We start from the raw sequence: 23901 nt of genomic DNA, 5'->3' as shown, positions 1-23901 counted from the left end.
GGCCAGTGAAGAGGTAAATAGTTAAGCATGGATAATAACGTACTAACAGACCACACACCACCACAGAACCTCGATGCCGAAAAGGCCGTCCTCGGGGCGATCTTTTTGAGTACCGACGCGTTGGTGGATGCGTTGGAATACCTGGCGCCGGAGGATTTCTACCGCCGGGAACATCAAATTATATTTCAAGCCATGATCGACCTCAACGACCGCGATGAAGCCATTGATGTGGTGACTATCACGGACCGTTTGACGGCGAAAAACGAACTGGACGATGTGGGTGGCATCACCTATATCGCCGAATTGGCAGGCGCCGTGCCAACGGCCGCCAATGCCACTTACTATGCCAAAATTGTCCAAGAAAAGGCCATTTTACGGCGTCTGATCCAAACGGCGACGAACATTGCCACGCAAGGCTATCAGCAGGATGAGGACGTCTCAGACCTGTTAGACAACGCCGAACGGGACATCATGAGTGTGGCGGAGACCCGTAATCAATCTGGTTTCAAGCCGATTCGCGACGTGCTGAACAATTCCTTTGAAGAGATTAACAAGTTATCTGAGCAAGGAGACATCATCACCGGGTTGTCGACGGGATATGCCGAGCTGGATAAGATGACGACGGGGCTGCACAACGATGAATTGATGATTCTCGCCGCACGTCCTGCCGTAGGGAAGACGGCCTTTGCGCTGAATATTGCGCAAAATGTGGGTACCAAGACGGACAAGACTGTGGCGATCTTTAGTCTGGAAATGAGTGCGGAATCGTTGGTCAACCGGATGCTCTGTGCGGAAGGCTCCATCGATGCCAACCATCTGCGGACTGGTCAGCTCTCAGAAGACGAGTGGCAGAACCTGATTGTAGCGATGGGAAGCTTGGCCAAGGCCAGCATCTACATCGACGATACGGCCGGGAACAAGATTACCGAAATTCGGGCCAAGTGTCGGCGCCTGGCCAAGGAAAAGGGTAATCTAGGTTTAATCGTGATCGATTACCTTCAGCTGATCGAAGGCACCAACCACGAAAGTCGGCAACAAGAAGTGTCCGATATTTCGCGGCAACTCAAGAAGTTGGCTAAGGAACTTCACGTGCCCGTTATTGCGCTGTCACAGCTCTCACGGGGTGTGGAACAACGGCAAGACAAGCGGCCTGTGTTGTCCGATATTCGGGAATCCGGATCAATCGAACAAGATGCCGATATCGTTTCCTTCCTGTATCGTGATGACTATTACGAACGCGATGGCGATGAAGACGGTGGTGGCGGTAACGACAGTGATCCGCGTGATGACGGGGATCAAGATGTCGGTGAAGTTGAAGTCATTATTGAAAAGAATCGGTCGGGTCCTCGGGGAACCGTCAAATTGTTATTCGTAAAATCATTCAATAAATTCTCATCCGTGGCCTATGTGCCGGATGGGCAACAATAAGTTTAGTGGGGGGGTCTTGGACGGCGGTTGTCGCTCAAGGCACTTTTTAGGTACAATGAGCGGCCGGTAGCGAGGGACTAATTGTGGTCGAAATGGGTTCGAATAAATTGATATCAGTCAAGTTGTGACCCATAATTGTTATTTTATTCGTGAAAATAAGTGGATAAATGGTGTTTATGCGCAAAATTCATAGGGTTGTGCTAGAAAGTTCACATTTTCGTCATATTTTCAGATTACTATATGAATCATAGAAGTTAACCAATCGGTTGCTTCTACCAAAGATTAACAATCTTTTTTCATGTACTCCTCCTCCCCTGGAATAATGAAAAAATAGTTAACGTCATTAGTATAATGACGTTACCCCTACTCCGATGACCATCGCTTTCCCCGAGCGGTGGTTTTTTCTTTGTCTAAAATTAAGCCTCGTACCGGTTATTGACTGGTATGGGGCTATTTTAGATGGCGAATGTTTCACATGAAACATTATTTGGCGTTAGTTTTAATTTTCTGACGCAGCGCCTGACAACTGACAGGGAGCGTCGCAAAGTGGGCGACATCTTGCGGTCCGTCGGCGGTGACAACACCTGTTCCGCAGAAGGCCATCTCGAGCCAATCACAGGAGTAACGGACTGCTTGGGTGATACCAGTGGCTTTGATCTCCGGCTGGTCGGCGCCGATAACTAGGAGATAGATCCGCTTGCCGGCAAACGGAAAGTCATGGCTAAAACTGTCGAACCAGCGATCCATGAAGACTTTGAGCTGGCCAGTCATCCCATACCAGTAGACCGGTGTGCCCAGAATAATGTCGCTAGCCGGGGCAAAGTAGGTGGTCATGAGGTGCTCGTAGTCGTCGGTCAGGTCCCATTGGGGCTGCTTAGTCTCACGTTGGTCCTGTGCAAAGTTGAGCTGATAGTCGGCTAGATTCAGTGTCGTGTGGGGAATGTTGGTGAGCAGACGATTGCCAAGGGTTGCGGTGTTGCCTTGACGGCGTGGGCTACCGTTGATGAATAAGATAGACATGAGCAGAACTCCCTTGTATGTAAGAAATTTTATAAAGCTTGCGGTCATCAAAATGACAACGCTTTCCGCAAATTGACGGGTAGTTATTTCCTGGAGGCTAGTGCTAGAATGTAGCTTAACATGCAATTTGCGAAAGGAGGAGCACTATGAAACAAGAAATTCGGCTCCGCTGGTTGTTACTAGGCGCACTGTTTAGCAGCATTGGCATGAGCTTCATTTGGCCGTTGACCACGATCTACATGCACAATCGGTTGGGGACTTCGCTGACCGAGGTCGGCATCGTCTTGCTCTTTTACTCCCTGGCAAACGTGGTCGGGAGTGTGCTGGGCGGCCGCTTATTTGACCGCTTGAATCCGTATTATCTGACGATCGGTGGGGTTACCGTTTCCCTACTGACGCTGAGCAGTTTGATCTTTAATCATGACTGGCCGGCGTTCCCCATTTCGCTGATCTTCTTGGGATTAGCATCGGGCTGGACGCTGACGATGGTCAACTCACTCGGGACCACGATTCATAGCCGTGATGGGCGATACATATTTAACATGTTATACTTTGCGCAGAACCTGGGGGTCGTCTTGGGAACGGCAATGGTGGGCTACATCTATAATACCAGCGTGACCCTGCTCTTTGGGATCGCGGCGAGCCTGTTTGTTCTCTTTCTGGCCGTAGCGATTCTGTGTTACCATGCGCCAGCCGTGATGCAACGGCAAATCGTTAAGCAGGAAAATCAACACGTGCACATCGCACTACCCAATCGGCGCATCATGGCGGGTTTCTTTATTTCACTAGTGGTCATCTGGATCATGTACGAACAATGGGTGTCGAACTTATCCGTCTACATGACGGGAATGGGCATTCCGATGAAGGATTACAGTCTGTTGTGGACGCTTAACGCGGGTCTCATCGTGGTCTTTCAGGCGTTGATCAACTGGTTCTCCCACTACATTAGTAATCTCTACATGCAAGTGTATGCCGGCATCTTCTTCGTTGCGGTATCGTTTGTGACCCTGATCTTTGCCAAGGACTACCTGCACTTCGTGATTGCGATGGTCATCTTGACGATGGGTGAGGCGACGGCGTTTCCAGCCATTCCAGCGATTGTCAACAATCTGACCCCCGTTGCCGTTAAAGGCAAATATCAGGGTATGGCCAACGCCTGGGCCTCGGTCGGTAAGGCGGTCGGTCCATTGTTCGGGGGGATTGTCATTGATCATTCCTCCTATACGCTGCTCTTCATTATTGCGGCGGTCGCGAACCTGGCGATCTTGGCGCTCAACGGCGTCATTATTACTGGGAACCAACACCGTGTGGAAATTTTTAAATGAGTTCTGACGCGAATGGTGTATAATGACACTAGGAAACTATCTGGATTATTAGGGAAATAGGGGAAAGCACATGAAAAAACAGATAAGGGGAGTCTGTGGTCTGTTGATCGGTCTCGTGCTCGGCTTGCTACTATTTGCGCAGCCACCGCGGAATCAGTCAACGATTACGGATTCCGTCGTGAAGCCCACATCTGGGCAGACGGCGGTACAAGTGACGAATACAACGGGGAGCGGTCACGTCGAAATCAAGACGCAGACCACAACGAGTCAAGAAGGTAAGACGGTCAGTCGTCAGACAACGACTACATCACCGACGCGACAACAGCAACAACAGAATCAGCCACAACACTAAAATGAATATCTAAACGAATTTTAACGTATTTTTGAGTGTTTAAACATGAATATACAGGAGAGCTAACCTACAGGGATAAGGGTTAGCTCTTTTTTTAACCGAATATTCAGAAAATATACATAAAAATGAATGTTTATAAAAGTATTGACAGCAATAATGAATGATGATAAATTTAATATCAATATATGAGACTAAGCAATGAAGAGTAACCTTAATCAATTTGCCAAGCGAGTTCGGGCCGATGGGAGCCGAATCAAATGGTTAGGGTGAAGCGCATCGGAGCGTCGCGGTAATGAAAGTAGTAGTTACCTCTGGGTCGTGCCCATTACCGCACGGAGAGCTGGCTGTGATCAGCTCCATGAGAGATAAAACAAGGTGGTACCGCGAGTCATTCGCCCTTGTTGGTTTGAGGAAACCAACGAGGATGAGTGGCTCTTTTTAGTTGAATGAAATGAGGGATTGGATTATGAAAAAATTAGTAGGATTAAGCTTCGGGTTATTGGCAATTGCAGCATTAGCAGGTTGTGGCACCACGCAGGCCAAGAGTAGTGATGATAAGGCATTGAACGTCACCATGGTTGGGAATCCGGCTACGGCCAATCCAGCAATTTCTGGGGATTCCAACAGTTCTAGCATCATTTCCCAGACGCAAGAAGGCTTGTATACACTGAATGAAAATGGTAAGGTCGTTGCCGGCGTGGCCGAAAAGGTCGTTAAGCCAACGAAGAATGGTACGGTTTATACGTTCAAGATCAAGAAGGCAGCCAAGTGGGCCAACGGTGATCCCGTCACGGCGCAAGATTTCGTCACCTCCTTCCAATGGCAGATCAACCCTAAGTCAAAATCACAAGTGGCGAACAAACTGAAATTCCTGAAGAACTACGATGCCGTTCAAGCGGGCAAAAAGGCTGTTTCGTCACTGGGTGTAAAGGCGTTGGACAAGTCAACGTTACAGTTGACCCTGTCAAAGGCGCAACCTTGGTTACCAGATATCTTGGCAACATCCGAATATCCTATGAAGACGGATCTCTTTAAGAAGTATGGTAGCAATTATGGCACGTCATCCACGAAGACGATGTCCGAAGGGGCTTACAAGTTAGTTGGTTGGAGTGGCACAACGGATAGCTGGTCATACGTGAAGAACACGCATTACTGGAATGCCAAGAATGTTAAGATCAATAAGGTTGCCGTTCAGGTCGTTAAGGACCCAGGAACCTCCGCTAGTTTATTTAAATCTGGCAAGGTCCAAGAGACGACTTTATCTGGCCAGTACATCAAGCAAAATGCTAACAATAAAGAACTGAAGACCACGTTGAACAGCTCCATGCGGTTCCTGGAATTCAATGACAAGAAGACGGTGACGCACAACACCAAGGTACGGCAAGCCTTCTCCTACGTCATTGATCGGAACGCGCTGACCAAGAATGTCTTACAGGATGGATCAGCCGCAGCCAAGAGCTTGATTCCTTATGGCGATGGTGATGATCCAACCACCGGCAAGGACTTCTCTGAATATGTCGGTAACCTGTTGAGCTACAACCCTAAGAAGGCCACGCAATTGTGGAACCAGGCTAAGCAGGAACTCGGCATTAAGAGTGCCAGCCTAGAATTGCTGACGGCCGACACTGATGAACAGAAGCATGCGGCGCAATACCTGCAACAACAAGCTCAAAAGTACATGCCTGGTCTGAAGTTGACTATCAAGTCCATGCCACTGGCCCAACAGATTGCGAAGGGTTCTGCCGGGAACTTCGACATCGACCTGGATGGCTGGAACACTGGTTGGCGGGATCCATCTGACTTCTTACAAATGGCTGACGGCACCAGTCCGGTTAACTTCACGAAGTGGGACAATGCACACTACACCAACCTGTTAAAGAAGATCGATGACACTTCCACTTACACCACGCAACAACGGTGGGATCTGATGAAGGAAGCCGACAAGTACGTGACCCAACAAGCTGGTCTCGTGCCACTCTACCAACAAGCCAAAGCACACCTGGTTTCAAACCAAGTGGGTGGCTTGAAGTACACCATGATGACCGATGCACAGTACAAGTACGCTTACTGGAAATAAGCTGAGAATGTAACAGCCACAAAGCAACAAGAGCCGTGAGTGTTCGCCCCGAGAGACCCCACTCACCAAGTGAAATCCAACCCCTATCTGAGAAAGCTGTGCCGCAAAATTGCGGGCGGCTTTTTTTGTTTTTAAGCTTGAAAATAGTTGTATCAGAAAACTAATCAGTTAGCGATTAGTTTGTGGTACTATGAGACCAAGGAGGACCTCGGGGAACCGTTTTGGTCGTTGATTTGGGGGAACGTTGACGTCAGTCGGCGGCAAATCGACAACTAAATGGGGTGGGTCCGACCTGGAGGAGGCTGCGCAGTGAGTTTTCAAAAAATCTTGCGAGATCAAGTTGTGCAAACGGTTGACCTATTAGAAATATTCTTATGCATGCTGGTTCCCGTGGTTTTAGCCAAGGGTACCATCGATTATCTGTCACAGGGGCAATTATTCTGGTTAAGTTATGGTCTTTTAATTTTAAAGAGTGTGGGTGGATTCATCAGTTTATTCGCCGTGATCGACCTGTTTGAGGCGATTCGGCGCTACCACTCGCGTTGAAGTGATCTGCAGTTATCTTTTAGAGGTAGCTGTTTTTTAGTTTAGGCAGGAAAGTCGAGACCAATCTTGCGTTGAAGGAGCTTACTAGTCTTCTTATGGGGCTGCTTAGCAGTCAACGTGACTTGTTCCTGACGAAAGGCCTGATCGGACGAACGGGTCCTAACGGGAACTTTAAACGTCACCTGGTGTTTGGCTTGTGCATCGGCGTGATAGACCTTCCCCCGGAATTTAAGGATGACCTTGCTATGTACGGGGACCTTGACCGTGGGTTGCCAGTTTTGTTGGCCAGCGGGGGTCTTAGCGGACTGGAGAACCGGCTTAGCGGTCGCGTAACGCTTGGCAGCGACCTTCTTGGTTAGATGACCATTGGTGACCTTGAAGGTGCCGTAGCCGCGGAATTTGACCTTGAAGTGGTGGTGCTTAGAGGCGCGGGATGATTGCGCAATGGTCTTCCCTTTGTAGGTGACCTTGAGGTTCTGAGCGCGCGCGGATTTCGTCTTGAGAAGGAGCTTGTGGGTGTGACCATTGTATTGGACTTTGGTAACGGTGAAGGGCGCGCTGGCTGTACTGGCCTTAAACGTTAGGCCGGCACCGGTGCCCACGAGAATCACAGCGACAAATATGCCTAGGGTTAGTTTGTTCATCGTTAGCCTCCTAGTTTAGCCTTCACACTACGGAAGTTTGACAACTAAGTCAATGTTTAACCGCTTTATACGTCAAACTGTATACAAGATCGCTTATAAAATGAACATTAAAACCAATAAAACCGGCGACTTAGGGAGAATTCCCGCAGTCGTCGGTTTTGATTAATGGAGCATATCTTCTGTATAAATGTTGTGGTCTGAGACGTGTTCGAATAGCTCATGACCGTTATTCTTGTGGGTATCCACGAACATCCCTTGCCCATCGTTGATGACGTAGTAGTTGCCATTGACATTCTTGGCCAGCATGACCACGATTTCTTCATTCTTAGGAAGAATCTCACTCTCGGCCACGGCCATGTTCTTGGTGCCCCCTTGCGTGAAGGTAATGGTTTTACCGGTCTTGCCCTTAAAGTGGTGGTCAATCCGCATCGTTTGGGTCGTGTAGTAGTTCTTGGGCGCCTTGTGATGACTGACGCTCTTGATGATTTCACCTTCGACAATGACACTTGCGGTCCGCTTGATATTTTGAACGCCGCTAATTCCGTTGGAATAATCCTTGATGTGGTCAACTTCTAGTTCTGGTTTAGCAGATGAAGCCAGCGTGTCACGGGTCTTGGCTGGCGTCGAATAGGCCTTCCTAACGCCACGAACATCACAGTTCCGAATCGTGTATTTCCGGTTAGTTGGGCCCATAACACTGACGGATTTGGCCGCGTTGTGCCCGAGTCCCAGGCCGTGCCCGAGCTCGTGAATGGCCACATTGGTTCGCTGTGCCTTGTTGTATTTGTATTTCTTCAGCACGGTCCGGTTGAGGTACATGCCAGCACCAGTCTGATTGCCCTTCTTATCAAAGGACTTGCCGTTGTAAGCCATTCCTGTGGCGTTGGTCCAGATCCCGGTCTTCTTGCTGACGGTGGTCACGTATGACCGCGATTGCTTATTCTTCGTGGTCGACCACTTGAAGACTTTCTTCTTATTCCAAGTCGACCGTGCGTTGTTCCAGACGGAACGGTAATATTTGCTCGTAGACTTGGTGTAGACGGACGCCTTCTTAGTGGCGTAACGGTACTTGGTCGTGGGGGTGGGGTTCTTCGTCGCGGCAGCTGCCGGAACACTCCCCAGCAAGACGAGACAGCTTAATATTCCTAATAGATGGTACTTCATCGTAAAACCAGGCCTCTCTATGTAAAATGGCGGGGCGTTAACAGCCAGTTATTGGTCAGTTACGCCGGTCGATTAATATGTAAATACAAAACTACTTTAGTACCTTAATTGTCAGAAGTCCAGATAACTTGGGTACAAAAGGACAAATAAAAAGGGCAACTGTCATTTTCTCATAGTAAAAAGAAAAAATAATAGTCACCTCAAAGGTAGATGCCGAGTGCGCTTAGGCCAGTGTTAATGTCTGGGTGTAGCGGTCTTCCTGAAGCCAGGCGGTGCAAAGCTCACGAGCGATCGTCTGCGCGGTCTCTGGCGTGAAAGTTGGCTTGATCGTGAGAAGTTGGGCAGTGAGATCAGTTAGCGTTGTCTTAACGCGGCCGAGCGAGTGTTGTGTCAAATAGGTCTCCAATGCAGTAATCTCGTCATTAGAAAAATCGTGGTCGAGAAAAATCAAAGCGCTAGGCCGAATCCCCAAGCGGTCACAGATGGCGTCGAGAACTTCTAAGGTCAGCATATTTGTTGAAAAGGGTTGGTCGTTCATGTTAAGCTCCTCCTACTATTTAGTTATGGCTTACTTTAAGTATACTAAAAGCATGAGGGGGAGGCTAACGGATGGACAGAAGAACCGCTGCTAGCAAGATGGGTTCTGGGCCAGCAATGCAAACTGAATAAACATAACAAAAACGGATATTTATAAATTGAAGACACAAAAAAATCAGCAACCACGAAGATGTCTTCGTGAAAGCTGATTAGTAGTTATGGGCAGTCAGGGGATCGAACCCTGGACCCACGGATTAAGAGTCCGTTGCTCTGCCAGCTGAGCTAACTGCCCATGTGATTGATTTGTTGCTGTTGTATGTCTTCCATATCAACGAGAACTATCATATCATGAGGATTAGGGGTGTGCAACCCCTTTTTGAAAAAAAGTTGATTTTTATTCAAAAAATTGGTTATTTTATGCCGCCAATCCCCTAATTTACCGGGAATTTAACGCGATTGGAAAAAATAAAAATTTTTTTGAGATTTAGCTGGTTTTAAGCCAAATCGGGATGGATTCGTTAGGACGAGAATAATAAAAAAATCAAAATCGGACAAAACACGCCCATGTGTCTAATACATTTTAACATTTCCCGGGAAATAGTTCTTTAACACCACCTTAAACCCGCTTGGGCTCTAAACTGAAAGAAACTTCATGATGTGTTATAATTCAGGTAGCGTTGTTTTCCCGACTCTGGAACCTTATCAGGCCGGTCAGCGCACCTAAAAAACACCGGATTGGTGACAATGACTGATCCACTATTCCTTGACTTTAAACGAGTAACACGTAAACCGTACAATAATCGTAGTGGCCCCGTTGACGATGGTACCTTGACATCCAATGGCTGGCCTGCCGATAATCCTGCAATTATCGGATCGGACTGTATTTCCCTTTAAGGAGGAAATTTTTAATTATGCCTAAAAAAATTCTAGTTGTCGATGATGAAAAGCCTATTACTGATATTATGAAGTTTAATTTGGAAAAAGAGGGTTACGAAGTGGACGTCGCCTACGATGGCGAGGCCGCAATCCAACAGGTTGAGGACGGCGATCCTGATCTGGTAATCCTTGATTTAATGTTGCCTAAGGTCGATGGGCTGGAAGTTGCCCGGGAGATCCGTAAAAAGCACGATATGCCAATCATTATGGTGACGGCGAAGGACTCTGAACTGGATAAGGTCCTCGGCCTGGAATTAGGAGCCGATGATTACGTGACCAAGCCATTCTCCAACCGAGAACTGGTCGCGCGGGTTAAAGCCAACTTGCGGCGGCAGAATACTGCAGCGCACGCCCAACCCGAAGAACCTGAAAACCAAGACATTGAGATCGGTGACTTAACGATTCATCCCGAAGCTTACTCTGTTTCTAAGCGAGGATCCAATATTGAATTGACCCATCGTGAATTCGAATTGCTTCATTACTTGGCCCAACACATTGGTCAGGTCATGACCCGGGAACACTTGCTGCAAACGGTGTGGGGCTATGACTACTTTGGTGACGTGCGGACCGTGGATGTCACGGTGCGTCGTCTGCGTGAAAAGATCGAAGACAGCCCAAGTCACCCAACCTGGTTGGTAACGCGGCGGGGTGTCGGTTACTATTTGCGCAACCCTGATTCCGATCAGGCCTAAGCTAGCGGGTTACCGCTAAATCTCGCATTGGAGGAGTATGTGACTTCGTGAATAGCAAAATTAAATTTTTCCAGTCGATTCACTTTAAAATCGCGCTGGTCTTCGCGCTACTCCTATTATTAACGCTGGAGATCGTTGGTGCCGTCTTTGTCCGGCAACTGGAACGTCAGAACTTAAACACGTTCAAATCCCAACAAGTTGTGCAAACGTACATCGTGAACCGCTTGTCGGATGAGCTGTCGACAACGAATACGACCAAATCAGATAAACAGATTAAATCGACCTTATCGGAGATCAATAACACTAACAACGCCCAGATTCGGGTCATCGACAACAAGGGGACCATTCGGGGAACCAACGAAGTCGATAACCAAGGGATCGTTGGCCAAAAGACCACCGACAATAACATTAAGAACTCAATCTATAACAACCGTGACGTGATCCGCACAACCTATAACTCGCAAAATAATAGTCGTTACTACACGACAATTACGCGATTGATTCGCACCCAGGGCAACAACAGCGAATTGGTCGGGGTTATTTACATGCGGTCGAGTCTCGATTCCGTCTATCAAAATATCAATCAAATCACGCTGATCTACGTCTCCGCAACGTTTGTTGCCATCATATTGGGTTTGGTTATGGCCATCATTATTTCCCGGGCAATTACCCGGCCAATCGATGAAATGAAGAAACAGACGCTCCGGATCGCTCGAGGGGACTACTCTGGGCACGTGCGGGTCTACGGAACCGACGAACTGGGCCAATTGGCCAGTGCCGTCAATAACCTGTCTGTGCGGGTGGAAGAGGCTCAGGAATCCACTGAGTCCGAACGCCGCCGGCTAGATTCTGTGATGTCACACATGACCGATGGCGTTATTGCCACCGATCGGCGCGGAAATGTCACAATTATTAACGAAACGGCCGCCAGTTTTCTGGATACGGAAACCGATAGCGCCGTGGGTAAATCAATTCTGGATCTCTTAGACATTCGTGACGACTATACGTTGCGCGAACTATTGGAAGATCCGGACGATTTAGTCTTGGACTTTTCTACTAAAGAACACGACCTGATCCTCCAAGCCTACTTCTCCTTGATTCAACGGGAGTCTGGCTTCATTTCTGGATTGGTCTGTGTGCTCCATGACGTCACCGAACAACAGAAGATCGATCAGGACCGGAAGCAATTCGTTTCCAACGTCTCGCATGAACTGCGGACGCCGTTGACGAGTGTGCGGGCCTACATTGAATCCCTGTCAGAAGGGGCCTGGAAGGATCCTGAGATCGCGCCGAAGTTCCTGAAGGTCACACAAGAAGAAACTGATCGGATGATTCGGATGATCAACGACCTCTTGACCTTGTCACGGATGGATTCCGGGACGCAAAAGGTTGATCTGGAAATGGTCAATTTAAATGAACTCTTTAACTACGTCCTCGACCGCTTCGACATGATGTTGAAGCAGGATGATCGGCCTGAAAAGACCTACATCATCAAGCGGGACTTTACCAAGCGCGACCTCTGGGTTGAAATCGACACCGATCGGTTCACGCAAGTCCTTGATAACTTAATGAACAACGCCATCAAATACTCCCCAGATGGGGGAACTGTGACCTGCCGGCTGCTGGAGACGCACAACAACGTCATTCTCAGCGTCTCTGACCAAGGCCTCGGGATTCCACGGGCAGATATTCCCCGGATTTTCGATCGTTTCTACCGGGTCGATAAGGCTCGTTCACGGGCCCAGGGTGGGACTGGTCTAGGATTAGCAATTTCCAGAGAAGTTGTCCAGCTCCTGGGTGGACGAATCTGGGTCGACAGTCGCGAAGGTCGGGGGTCAACGTTCTACATTTCCCTGCCTTACAAGCCGTACGAGGAGGAGGATCTTTGGGATGAAGATAACTAAAGCCTTCTTGCCATTGGGACTGGCCGCTGCGGTCACCGTCAGCGTGGTCTTATCCGCGATGATCTGGACCAATCCGGCGCAGTACGAGCGGAACCGTCAGCGTAGTTCGAATACACCCACGACTGAGCTAAGTACCCGGCCACAAAAGGATGTCTACCTCCCAACGCAGGTGGTTTACAGTGATGCCAACGGGAATCAGGAACTCCTGAATAACCGAAAAGTTAATCTGACCACCGAGTTGCGTGAAGCACTGTCCAAATGGGAATTTAGTCGGGTCAATAAGGTCAATATCAGCTCCAAGCGTGAATATATGACCTATCTGACGCGGAAGAGTAGCTTGATGCTGTCTTACGCTAGTCCAATCAATGTCAAAATGTTTAATACCGTCTTCAATAGTTCGTTGAATAGCCACGCGACCCGGTTTTCCCGGATCGTGGTGCCGTTGAATGACAATCACCATATCTACTTGCTGGACGATAAGGACCAAGATGTCTATCAAGTAGCGGTGAAGACAGCAAACGCCTCGGCAATTCGTAAGATTATGAAGGAAAATCTCTTTCGAATCAACGTGAAGATGCAGTGGCTGAGTGATTCGGCTACGGCCTACGTCAAGTCAGGTGTGGCCGTGCCATCGTATAGCTATCTGGTCAACCAACAGTCGACCGATTACTTTACGACCCGCCTTCTGAATAAGGGGGAGTCGACCAACGTTTCGGCGAAGAAGAACAAGGACAATACCATCTATAGTGATGGGGCTTCGCGGCAACTGACGGTCTACAACAAGCAAGGGACCGCGTTGTTTGAGGATTACAGTGCTCTGCAGTCGTCACTGAGCTTTAGCCAGGCGCTCAAGGCCAGCTATAGTGCGGTCAAGACCATTGGGATTCCGATGGAAAACTTGCGGTACTACGGCTACAGTTCGGCGAACTCAACGGTGACCTACCGGAGTTTCGTCGAAGGGTTCCCGATCTTTAATCAGAGTAACTACGGCGCGGCGCGGATTCAGATGCTCTCACAGGGTGTCCGCCGCTACAACTTCTCACTGTATAGCCTGCAGGTTCCAGTGCCGACGGATAAGAAATCCGTCACGTTGCCAGGGACTCAGGCCGTCATTGACCAGTTGACCGCTGCTGGTTATCATAAATCTAAGATCAGTAGCCTCCAAATTGGCTATCAGTGGCTGACGTCCTCATCATCCGATAAGGTCGTTAACCTGACGCCAACGTGGTACGTTCACTATAACGGTAGCTGGAAGACCTACACGCAACTGTTGAAGCAACAACAGTAATCTGCTGAAAGGGAGGGCAATCTGGCATGGATTTTCGGCGCATCGAGTGGCTATTTCTAGTCGCGTTCATTGCAATTGATATATTCCTGTTCGCAGCGTTTCAACACGATACGACTGGTCAGACGGATGCCACCTCCAGTCGTTCGGCGGATAGTGATACGACGATCATCAAGGAAATGCGGACGGACGACATCAAGTTCAATTCCCCGTCCAAGCAGAGTGGTGAGGGGTACTACGTCTCCACGAGTAATAACGATAGTGTGAAGGGTGAGCTAACGGAGCTGTCAGATCAGACGGTCCGTTACCAGACGGATGGCACCTTCACCTCGACCTTCAAGACCGCGATTACCGGTGTGGATGTCGATCACCCGGACAAGGCCTTGGATACGGTCGTCAACAACGCCACGTTGATTCTGAACGGCGGCGAGTATAAATATAATAAACAATTGTCCAGCCGCAATACGGTGGTCTACACGCAACGCGTGACGGACGGACAGATTTATTCGAAATACGGTGAAATTCGGTTTAGCCTGACGAACTATGGCACCGTGACCGGCTACACGCAGGGGTACTTGACGGATGTGAAGACCTTGCGTGAAAAGACAGACACGATTTCCGAACGTAAGGCGCTGATCTGGCTGTACCAATATAACCAGATCGCCAATAACACCAAGATTGTGTGGACCAAGCTGGCCTATACCCGTTACTTTAATTTAAAGAACAGCAGCGTCTATATTCCAACCTGGGTCATCGCGGTCAAGACCAACAGCGGGAGTAACGCGGGCGTCTTGCAGCTGAAACACGTCAATGCCTTTACCGGGGCAATCCTGACGTCGGACAGTAACGTCAAGACCGTCAGCGGAACCGCGACAACTAGCGAATAAGAAAGGGCGGCCACGGCCGCCTTTTTACTTGTTTGAGGCCTTTCGGAGTGAATGATGAGATTAGCCAGCGACTCGCGGGTGGTGCAGTAGAGACCGCCCAACCCAGGTACGGGCAACAAGGACCGGTCGACAGTACAAGAAAATGAATATTAGTTACAAGGATGTCGAAATGCGGTATTATTACGGTATTGAATTTTAAGGAGAGGTCGAATGGATTTGCGGACGGAAACAGCAACAGCGGATGACCTACGCATCAGCGTGTTATCCAGCGGCAGTACGGGAAATGTGTGCTACGTGGAGAGCCCCAACGAACGCATCATGATTGATGCCGGGTTGAGTGGCAAGAAGATTGAAAAGTTAATGGGCAATATCGACCGGGACATGAAGGACGTGAACGCCCTCCTCGTCACCCACGAACACTCGGATCACCGGCAGGCCGTGGGTATCTTGGCGCGGCGCTACAAGCAACTCGACGTGTACGCTAACCAGGGAACCTGGGACGCGATGAGCGCAAAGATCGGTAAGGTTGATCTGGCTCAGAAGAACTTGTTTGCCCCGGATACCGTCCAAACGTTTGGCGATATTGACGTGGAGAGTTTCTCAGTGTCTCACGATGCTGCGGAGCCCCAATTCTACGCGATTCACTACCACGGTAAGACCTTCGTGATCTTGACGGATACCGGCTACGTATCGGAGCACGTGGAAGGCGTGATCGCCGATGCCGACGCCTACCTGCTGGAGTGTAACCACGATGTGGAAATGCTGCGGATGGGCGAGTACTCGTGGCCATTGAAGCAACGGATCCTCGGCGACAAGGGCCATCTGTCCAACGAAGAGGGCGCCGATGCCCTGATGGATGTGCTGGGCAACCGGACCAAGAAGATTTACCTGGGTCACCGGAGCCTGCACAATAACATGCAGTCGCTGTGTCACCTGACTGTGGCCTCCATGATGGAGAACCGAGACTTTGGCGTGGGCCACGACTTCCAGTTGATCGATACCAACCCGGAGGAAGCTACGCCACTAGTCGCTTTATAAAGAAAACGTAAACTTTAGGACTTCGGCAACGATTTGTCAAAAAAAATTCACACAATCCAGCTATTATAAGAGTTATCAAAAATACGGTTGGGGGCCTTATCGCCCCGGCCGACGAAAGAGGAGGGTTAGCGCGCGTCTTGCGCAATGCTATGGATAACAACAATAATAATCAAAACAATCAAGCTAATGATAATAACCAGGCAACACCAACACCCACGCCGGAACCCCAACCACGGAAGCGGCGGGGCGGCATCACTTTAACCAAGGTGGCCGTTACGGCGGCCGTCGCCGGACTACTTGGCGGTGGTGTGGCTTACGGTGGTATTTCTTATATTAATAATAGTGGTATTAATGATACGGCTGTTCCTAGCAGCAGTAACTCCAATGGCAACACGAAGACCTCCAATGTGACGGTCAACGTGTCCAGCCAATCCACCAAGGCCTTTAACCAGGTCAAGGGGGCCATGGTCTCCGTGGTCAACCTGCAGAAGCAGAATAGTAGTAGTAACACGCTGGGGCAGTTGTTTGGGGACAGTTCGTCCTCTAACTCCAGCAAGTCAAAATCCGAATTGGAAGAGGCTTCGGAAGGTTCCGGGGTCGTTTACAAGAAGGATGGCAATACGGCTTACATCGTGACCAACAATCACGTGGTTTCCGGCTCGTCAGCGTTACGGGTCGTGACCAGCTCGGGTAAGCAGCTGCAAGCGAAGTTAGTCGGGAAGGATTCCGTGACTGATTTGGCCGTGCTGAAGGTTAACGGTGCCGACTTGAAGACGGTCGCTTCGTTCGGGAACTCCGATAAGATCAAGGTCGGCGAGACCGCCTTGGCAATCGGGTCCCCACTGGGTAGCCAGTACGCGACCTCGCTGACGGAAGGAATCATTTCCGCCAAGAAGCGAACGATTGAGACGACGAACTCTGCTGGAACCCAGACTGGGAACGCCACGGTTATCCAAACGGATGCTGCGATCAACCCTGGGAACTCTGGTGGGGCGTTGATCAACGTCGGTGGGCAAGTCGTGGGGATTACCTCATCGAAGATTGCCAGTGACGCTGAAGGCACGAGTGTTGAGGGGATGGGCTTTGCCATTCCGTCAAACGAAGTGGTCAACATCATCAATCAGCTTGTGAAGAAGGGTAAGGTTGTGCGGCCAGCGTTGGGGATTACCTACGTCGACTTAGCCAACGTTTCCAGCTCGCAACAGAAGTCAGTCCTGAAGTTGCCATCTAGTGTGGATGCCGGGGTCGTGGTCATGAGCGCTTCGGCTGGGTCACCAGCGAAGAAGGCCGGCCTGTCCAAGTATGATGTCATCACGGAGTTGGGTGGTCACAAGATTTCCGACCAATCGACGCTGCGGGACATCCTCTACACGTATAAGCTGAACGATACCGTCTCGATGACTTACTATCATAACGGTAAGAAGCAGACGACGAAGGTCAAGTTGACCGAGAGTAGTTCACAGTTAAAGAGCACGACCAGTACGACGGAAAACTCAGAAAGTTAGTCAAAATGAAAGCGGTCGTTGGATTTTTCCAGCGGCCGCTTTTTGCGTATGATAAACTATTCAATGAAAAGCCGAAGTTTAGGGTCGGGTGAGGTGGGATGAAAACGTACCCGCCGGTTGGCTGGCCGAACGAACTAACCCTGAAGCCCCCACGTAATTCAGCCGCAAAAATAACGGTAATTATATCTGTGGATAACTTGGGGGACAAACGCGACCCCAACCGGTAGAAAAGTTATGAACAGGACTAGAACGGCATTGATAGCGGTGCAAAAGTTATCCACAGGCACTGGGGATAACTGTGGAAAGAAAAACTTTATCCGTTGTGGATGGCGTGCAAACACTGATACAGCAAGGATTGTAAGCGAGAACACCGAACGTCTGTTTTGCGCAAAAGCGGTGGATAACTAAATAAGGATTGACATTTTAGCAAAAAATAGATGTCGTAGGTGGGACGCAATTTACCCCCAACATCTAGGAAAGTAGATTGTACACCTGTGGATAACTTTGTGGACAACCTGTGTATAGGAGGATAATTATGAACATCAAATTCGTCGTCGTGGGTAAACTAAAGGAAAAGTATTTCAAACAGGGCATCGCGGAGTATGCCAAGCGGCTCTCCCGTTTCTGCAAATTCAGTATCGTCGAGGTGCCGGATGAAAAGGCCCCAGAAAGCATGTCGCAGGCAGAAATGGACCAGGTGATGGCGGCGGAGGGCGAACGAATCCTGAGTAAGATCAAGGACCGCGAATACGTCTACGCACTGGCCATCCTGGGCAAGGAACGGTCATCGGAGGAGTTTGCCAAGGAGATCAAGGACTTGACCACCTACGGCCACTCAGATATCACTTTCGTCATTGGTGGCTCGCTGGGACTGACGCCAGCCGTCCTGAAGCGTGCGAACACGCAAATCTCGTTTGGCCGCTTCACGCTGCCGCACCAGTTGATGCGATTGGTGCTGACGGAGCAGGTTTACCGGGCTTTTATGATTAATGAGGGGTCTCCATATCATAAGTGATGCGGTTTTTCTTGGAATTAATCGCTAAGTGGGTAGTTATGGAGGCTATATCATAGATCTAACGTTTAATTTAAGCCGGGGATAAAAAATCAATATGCGGATTAGTATAGTTTTTCCATGGGGGGGGAAGCAAAGTATGAGACTATTCAAGAGAATAAAAAAGTTAGATCCATTTTTATGATCTTTAAAATAGATCTTGACTTTAGCCAACTTTGGATCTACTATTAAGATGCTTAAAAGTGGGAGGCAGATAATTCCAAGAAATAAATTTATTTTTTTACTGACTGTCTGGATGTGGGAAGTGTAACTGATTATTCGAATAAGGAGGAGCAGGTATTGTTTAGAAGTACTCTTGTATGTTTGGGTCGAAAATCAAAGACGGACTGGCTGAAGAAAGTAGAGACTCAAGAATAGTTCTGTTACTTCGTGAGTGATACCATCATTGGTAAGCACGATTGAAAAGAGAATACAATTTTGTTTTTAATTGAGCGTCAAACTCGATTTCACTTTATCTGGCTAGTTGATGTTGGTGACATCGTTTTGGTGAGCTATGCTCTGTGAAAAATAGAAGTAGGAATATACTCTCATTGGGTTAGCTAGCGTGGACAAGCGGCTGTGGTTTTTAACCTTCACGTACATGGTCGAGCCAGTCATGTTATTCCAGTAAATACTGCGCTAACGAAGCTTACAGTTCGTCACCAATTAGATTGATGATCACCAACGATTTATGAGAATTCGTTGGTATCAGTTATTTGATCCTATCGATTTACTTGTTTTTTGTAATTTGTGCTTGAACGTTATATAGGTAAAAGGAGAATATAATTATGAAGAAGACTTTATATGGAATTTTAGGCCGTCAACGGAATCGTTACATTATTACTGGGATCATGAGCATTCAAGATATGTTAGATGTTTATGATATTGATGTTTGGGAGCCCAACAAGCCGATTGATGAACAGGGGAGTCAGAGAAAGCCGATTCCTGCACATTATCGGAAAATTGGACGGCAGTTTAAAAAAGATTCGTTCTGGTTACCTACATCTATTACATTGAGTAGTTCTTTACAGCTTGATGGAGACGTAATTGATTTGAACGAGACACAAGACACTGTTATTTCTGATCTTGATGATAGCAAGGAAGCTACTGTTGAGCTGATGAATCTTGGAAAATTAAAAATACCACTAGTTAGAGTTACCTTGGGAGACAATTACAAGTTACGAGTAGTTGACGGACAACACCGTATTAAAGGCATTGAGTACGCTATTCGTGATCTGAAGATTAAGAATCTTGAGGACTTTGAGTTGCCCTATGTGATTATGTTAACAAAAAATAGAGTTGATGAAATTCAGAGCTTTTATGAAATTAATAGTACTCCTAAACGAGTAGCTACGGATTTGGCGCTCCAATTATTGAAAGAGATGAGTGAGAATTCAGTTAATTCTGATTTGAATGCCACCAAAAGAGCTCAATTAGTGGCGCTTAATGCTGCAATGGTTCTTAATGATGACCCAAATTCTGTTTGGTTTCAGAGTATTTCCGTTGGGCAAACAAAGAATAGTAGTACCATTGCATCTACGACCTCTTTTGTGACAGCTCTTAAACCATTAATTACTGGCCGAGGCGCAAGTAAAGTTATTTTACAACAAATTACCGGAGTTTCGGATGAGAATGTATCTATAAAAAACTCAGAAAAAACTGAAGAAGTGATGGGGAATGACTTAGCGAAATTTATTAGTAATTTCTGGGAGGCTTTGAGGGAGATTATGCCATCGGCATTTCCTGACCGTATTGATGATAAAAATAAATGGGTGATTCAGAAAACGCCGGGTATTTTTTCTTTAAGTAGTGTAGCCGGAAAATTGTTTGATCTTATGTATAGTAAAGCCCAATCGAAAGCAGACTTTTCAGTTCAAGGGATCAGAAATTTTCTAGAGATGTATGCAGGGGTTGGTATTACAAGTGATATCATTGATATGAAGACCTATTGGCAGTCTAGCAATAAGACGAATAATATTATTGGTGGAGTGGCAGCTAACGCTAATTCTCAAAAGGCATTTAAGCAGCTAGCTAATGATATCTTTGATGATATTGAAAGTAATTATACAGAAAGTAATCCGAAAAAGATCATTTTGTAAAGTCTTCAACGTAATATCAGCGGCTTGAATTATTTTTACCTAGGCATTAGGTGATTTTCAAAAAATAAGCTGTGTCAAGTGGTCCCCAAGGTTGGATGGAAATCTAACCTTGGGGATTTTATTATGGTTAAATTTGATTTAGATTTTAGAATTAAACTTGTTACCGAATATTTGAACTGTTGAAGTGAACTCTCTGAGTTGGATTGCCTTCATTTCAAGAGAGTCATCTTAATGTTTTGCAGCAACAGCTAACTTTTCATATTTATAGAAGAAATAGCAGTCGCAAGCATTTAACTGTTTAGACGTCTGTGTAATTACTTCAATATATAACACAACAACATGGTTAATGTTATTATAAAACACATATGGTGTTCATAAGTTTTTCACATTTCACTGTTATTCTGAAATTACTCGAAAAGAAGACAGCTCGCCACCCGCTTGAAGATGGAGGATTGCCTCATGAAAAAATGGCTAAGAATAATTTTACTAATAACGTGTTTCGTTGGTTTGACATCGTTTCTACGCACGCAAGCGCAGGAACGGGAAGCCAGTATTTCAACGGCGACTCTCCAGGATAAGACGGGCGGAGTTGTTACGGAAATTACCAGTCACCAACCTCAGGATCTGCAATTGGAACTAGCCATTGAGATTCCTGAGGGCGAGACGGTGGTGACGTTGGATAATGAAGACAACGCTAAGTTTAAGCCAGGTAAAATTACTGACTTAGACCCGGACAAGGATATTACAGCCGAAGTTGATGAAGAACACCAACTCTTGCTCAATAACGAACAAGAAGAAGTACAGAATGTGAAGCTGACTGTGCCTATCAAGTTGGCTGACCCGCTACTGATCCCAACATTGCTGCTTAAGCTAAAGCTTGGTGACACGCCAGTAGATGTTGAAGGGATTCATGAAATTAAAGTTAAGGCTGAGGACAGCGACGCGGATGACGAAGCTGCTGAAGAAACGGTAGTGGAAGACAAGGATAAAGATACTTCTACCAAAAAGAAAGACTCGCAAAAGACAAAACAAAAGAAGTCGCAGAAAACGGTAACGCCTAACAACGATAACAACACGACTAAGAAGGTTGCTGAGAAAACGACGCCCAAGGAAGATACTACGGAAGATACAAAAGCAACTGAGGAAGTTACGAAAACGAGTGACGCCAAAAAGTCTTCCCTGACAAAGACGACCCTTTCGACACCAACGGAGGATCCAGCAACACGACTGACTGGTGAGAATATTAAGGTTCATCAGGGCCAGGTTCAAATCGGAAGCTGGTCAGAAAAGATGGACATTGGTGGAAATCTTATAGGTCAAGAGGGTGTTGAGGTTGTTGACAAGACATCGGAAGAAGATGGGAAAAATGTTGCTGGATTCTATGTAGGGGATAATTTTAGAAAATTCTACTACGTTTCCTACCAGCAAAAAAGCAATGCACTGTCGCATGCGGTAGCCCTCCCAGGAAATCCAGATCTTAAAAACCAAGAAATCGTTGTGTACTACCCAGAGGTAGGGGCATATACCGATTCTAATCAGGCAGAGAAGCCAGATAAAAAGATGGGCGCTATCGTCAAAATTTCAAATATGACGTACCGTGATAAGGGTAAAACGCCGAAAAGACTGCAGGAACCTTTCATCGATTTCTCCAGTAACTTCTACTCAGGTATCGTCTACAACGGCATCGAAGAACTCAATATCGATATCACGTTTACGAACGAAGATGGAACCAGAGCACTTGAATTTCCTGAATTTGTTAGTGAGGAGGACCACAGTGCCTACTTCACGTTTGGTTCGCTAAATGGTAATACAGACGAGCAACATGAATGGGCCGGTACACGATTGAGCTTACCAGCAAAATTGTCTGAGGGCTCATTCGTTAAGGCCCACGCAGATAATAAATGGTATGAAGGCTTTGGTAGAGGGGTTGTGAGAGACGCTGAAGACTGGCCGGGCGATTGGGGGGACTTCCTCGGTGCAGCTGACTATGAAAAAGGTGCAGTTTCCTTCCCGCTGACTGGAGTCGTTCAACAGTATATGTTGAGAAGTGAACTGGGCTTCACTTGGCAGTCATTCTCTACGGGGTCCATTGTTCCGCTTGAGCCTGATAAGCCTACCAAAACGGTCCACACAAATCCAGTCTTTGATCCTAAGTACAACGACTTAGATGGCGCAACAATCAACCGTGACGAGAATGACCTAAACAGTTTCTACTACACGGTTTATCAGCCAACTTACAGTATTCCAAACGAGTCCGTTACTAAGCCCAATAAGATTATCTTGACGGATAGATTACCAAATGGTGCGTCAATCGATCCGGAAAAACCAGAAGATTTTGTTTTATACAACACGAATGGTGAGCAACTTGTGTATGAGAAAGTAAAAAATCCCGAGGCTGAGAAGCCTGAGATTATTACGTTTGAGCGCGGCACGCTCACTGTTAAAGGCCAGAACGTAAGGTACGAATTATCCAGCGATGAAATTGGAATGTTGGATTTCAACGGAGACCCATTCGCCTTTCAAATGCGTGTAACGTTTAGTGCTGACTTTGTAGGTACCTTTAAGAACCGAGCCCGAGTTGAGTTTAATTCCGGGGGGAAATATATCTGGAAAAAGGAAACAAACAAAGTTGTGACCCGTTTCCACCGAGGCATAACGCTAAAGAAGCTGGGTGACCTCCCGTGGGACCCTGCGCAAACTGAAGAACTCGAGAAAGTTATCTTCAACGTTAAGTCTAGCGGTGGGAAAACTACCCAAGTTGAAACTGATAACAATGGTGAACTCGTTCTACGCAAACTGAACCCGAAGAAGACTTACACGATTACTGAAGAAGTTCCCAAAGGTTATGTCTCACCGCAAGAATTCACTTTAACCTATAACAAGGATAGCAACCGTTGGGAGATCTCTGGTAACTCAGCTCAAGTTGTCATCTCCGGCGGTCAGAACAGCCAAGTCATCACCGTAACGAACAAGGTTAAGCGGGGTGGCTACCAGTTCAAAAAGATTGACGGGACCACTGACAAGCCGCTTGCGGGTGCCGAGTTTATCATCCGTAATAAAGATGGCAAGTATCTGACATTTGACGATTCTAACAAGATGACTGGTGTCGTGGATACGCATCAAGAAGCGACTCGGCTGACGTCCACAAAAGACCCCATCAAGGTGACGGGCCTGCCATACGGCAAGTACAAGCTGATTGAAGCCAAAGCTCCAGATGGCTACGTCGTTGGTACCACGCATAAATTTACCGTTTCGAAAAAAACGCAAGATAAGACAGAATTGATTAAGAATGACCCTTACAGCCTACCCGTTACTGGGGGCCGAGGAATCATCTGGTTCATCAGTTTAGGGCTCATACTCACCCTATCGGCACTCGCCATTTGGCGCACTCACCCTAGAGGAGGATAACCC

19 protein-coding genes and 1 tRNA gene are annotated in these 23901 nt (G+C 47.5%); 15 read left to right on the top strand and 5 right to left on the bottom strand.

Annotation, left to right across the window (positions count from 1 at the left end; all coding sequences use genetic code 11):
• The first annotated feature begins 27 nt into the window (after positions 1-27).
• Positions 28-1428 (top strand): replicative DNA helicase, encoded by a 1401-nt coding sequence (gene dnaB, locus EKM73_RS02100; protein ID WP_125700331.1) that lies wholly within the window; start codon positions 28-30, stop codon positions 1426-1428.
• A gap of 483 nt (positions 1429-1911) precedes the next feature.
• Here dnaB and EKM73_RS02095 read toward each other — a convergent pair whose 3' ends face one another.
• A complete protein-coding gene (locus EKM73_RS02095) occupies positions 1912-2448 on the bottom strand; it encodes a flavodoxin family protein (RefSeq protein WP_125700330.1) in 537 nt (178 codons plus the stop codon).
• Between the two features lie 146 nt (positions 2449-2594).
• On the opposite strand from EKM73_RS02095, the gene EKM73_RS02090 reads away from it, so the two are divergent.
• From EKM73_RS02090 to EKM73_RS02075, 5 genes are all read left to right on the top strand, one after another.
• Positions 2595-3773, top strand: a complete 1179-nt coding sequence (locus EKM73_RS02090; RefSeq protein ID WP_125700329.1) for an MDR family MFS transporter — start codon at positions 2595-2597, stop codon at positions 3771-3773.
• A 70-nt stretch (positions 3774-3843) separates the two neighbouring features.
• Positions 3844-4125: a hypothetical protein gene (locus EKM73_RS02085; RefSeq protein WP_125700328.1), complete on the top strand. Its 282-nt coding sequence runs from the start codon at positions 3844-3846 to the stop codon at positions 4123-4125.
• 466 nt (positions 4126-4591) lie between these two features.
• Positions 4592-6202: a peptide ABC transporter substrate-binding protein gene (locus EKM73_RS02080; protein ID WP_125700327.1), complete on the top strand. Its 1611-nt coding sequence runs from the start codon at positions 4592-4594 to the stop codon at positions 6200-6202.
• Between the two features lie 147 nt (positions 6203-6349).
• The gene (locus EKM73_RS12935; RefSeq protein ID WP_263853794.1) at positions 6350-6478 is read left to right on the top strand and encodes a hypothetical protein; all 129 of its coding nucleotides are present in this window, start codon (positions 6350-6352) and stop codon (positions 6476-6478) included.
• 33 nt (positions 6479-6511) lie between these two features.
• Entirely contained in the window at positions 6512-6748 is a 237-nt protein-coding gene (locus EKM73_RS02075) for a hypothetical protein (protein ID WP_125700326.1), read from the top strand.
• 41 nt (positions 6749-6789) lie between these two features.
• Here the strand turns inward: EKM73_RS02075 and EKM73_RS02070 are convergent, their stop codons facing one another.
• The 4 genes from EKM73_RS02070 to EKM73_RS02055 form a co-directional block, all read right to left on the bottom strand.
• A complete protein-coding gene (locus tag EKM73_RS02070; RefSeq protein ID WP_125700325.1) occupies positions 6790-7392 on the bottom strand; it encodes a hypothetical protein in 603 nt (200 codons plus the stop codon).
• A gap of 162 nt (positions 7393-7554) precedes the next feature.
• Complete coding sequence (locus EKM73_RS02065; RefSeq protein ID WP_225421246.1) at positions 7555-8556, bottom strand: matrixin family metalloprotease; 1002 nt, start codon at positions 8554-8556, stop codon at positions 7555-7557.
• Positions 8557-8779: 223 nt separating this feature from the next.
• A complete protein-coding gene (locus EKM73_RS02060; RefSeq protein ID WP_125700324.1) occupies positions 8780-9094 on the bottom strand; it encodes a hypothetical protein in 315 nt (104 codons plus the stop codon).
• A gap of 218 nt (positions 9095-9312) precedes the next feature.
• Positions 9313-9385: transfer RNA gene (locus EKM73_RS02055), tRNA-Lys, on the bottom strand.
• A gap of 619 nt (positions 9386-10004) precedes the next feature.
• On the opposite strand from EKM73_RS02055, the gene yycF reads away from it, so the two are divergent.
• The 9 genes from yycF to EKM73_RS02010 all read left to right on the top strand — a co-directional run bounded on the left by yycF (position 10005) and on the right by EKM73_RS02010 (position 23898).
• A complete protein-coding gene (gene yycF / locus EKM73_RS02050; RefSeq protein WP_020090072.1) occupies positions 10005-10721 on the top strand; it encodes a response regulator YycF in 717 nt (238 codons plus the stop codon).
• A 47-nt stretch (positions 10722-10768) separates the two neighbouring features.
• Positions 10769-12625 (top strand): cell wall metabolism sensor histidine kinase WalK, encoded by a 1857-nt coding sequence (gene walK / locus EKM73_RS02045; RefSeq protein ID WP_125700323.1) that lies wholly within the window; start codon positions 10769-10771, stop codon positions 12623-12625.
• Complete coding sequence (locus EKM73_RS02040; RefSeq protein WP_125700322.1) at positions 12612-13913, top strand: YycH family regulatory protein; 1302 nt, start codon at positions 12612-12614, stop codon at positions 13911-13913. Before walK ends, EKM73_RS02040 begins: the two co-directional genes overlap by 14 nt.
• A 26-nt stretch (positions 13914-13939) precedes the next feature.
• The gene (locus tag EKM73_RS02035) at positions 13940-14797 is read left to right on the top strand and encodes a two-component system regulatory protein YycI (RefSeq protein ID WP_125700321.1); all 858 of its coding nucleotides are present in this window, start codon (positions 13940-13942) and stop codon (positions 14795-14797) included.
• Positions 14798-15007: 210 nt separating this feature from the next.
• The gene (locus EKM73_RS02030; protein WP_125700320.1) at positions 15008-15835 is read left to right on the top strand and encodes an MBL fold metallo-hydrolase; all 828 of its coding nucleotides are present in this window, start codon (positions 15008-15010) and stop codon (positions 15833-15835) included.
• 251 nt (positions 15836-16086) lie between these two features.
• Complete coding sequence (locus EKM73_RS02025) at positions 16087-17340, top strand: S1C family serine protease (protein ID WP_164508825.1); 1254 nt, start codon at positions 16087-16089, stop codon at positions 17338-17340.
• A 535-nt stretch (positions 17341-17875) separates the two neighbouring features.
• Positions 17876-18355 (top strand): 23S rRNA (pseudouridine(1915)-N(3))-methyltransferase RlmH, encoded by a 480-nt coding sequence (rlmH, locus tag EKM73_RS02020; protein WP_020090078.1) that lies wholly within the window; start codon positions 17876-17878, stop codon positions 18353-18355.
• An 824-nt stretch (positions 18356-19179) separates the two neighbouring features.
• Entirely contained in the window at positions 19180-20490 is a 1311-nt protein-coding gene (locus tag EKM73_RS02015) for a DGQHR domain-containing protein (RefSeq protein WP_125700318.1), read from the top strand.
• Between the two features lie 459 nt (positions 20491-20949).
• Positions 20950-23898: a SpaA isopeptide-forming pilin-related protein gene (locus tag EKM73_RS02010; protein WP_125700317.1), complete on the top strand. Its 2949-nt coding sequence runs from the start codon at positions 20950-20952 to the stop codon at positions 23896-23898.
• Positions 23899-23901: the final 3 nt, after the last annotated feature.

Source organism: Levilactobacillus fuyuanensis, from assembly GCF_003946395.1.
GTDB classification, from domain to species: domain Bacteria; phylum Bacillota; class Bacilli; order Lactobacillales; family Lactobacillaceae; genus Levilactobacillus; species Levilactobacillus fuyuanensis.
The sequence above is the reverse complement of the archived record's forward strand: the minus strand, read 5'-3'. Positions and strand labels throughout refer to the sequence as shown.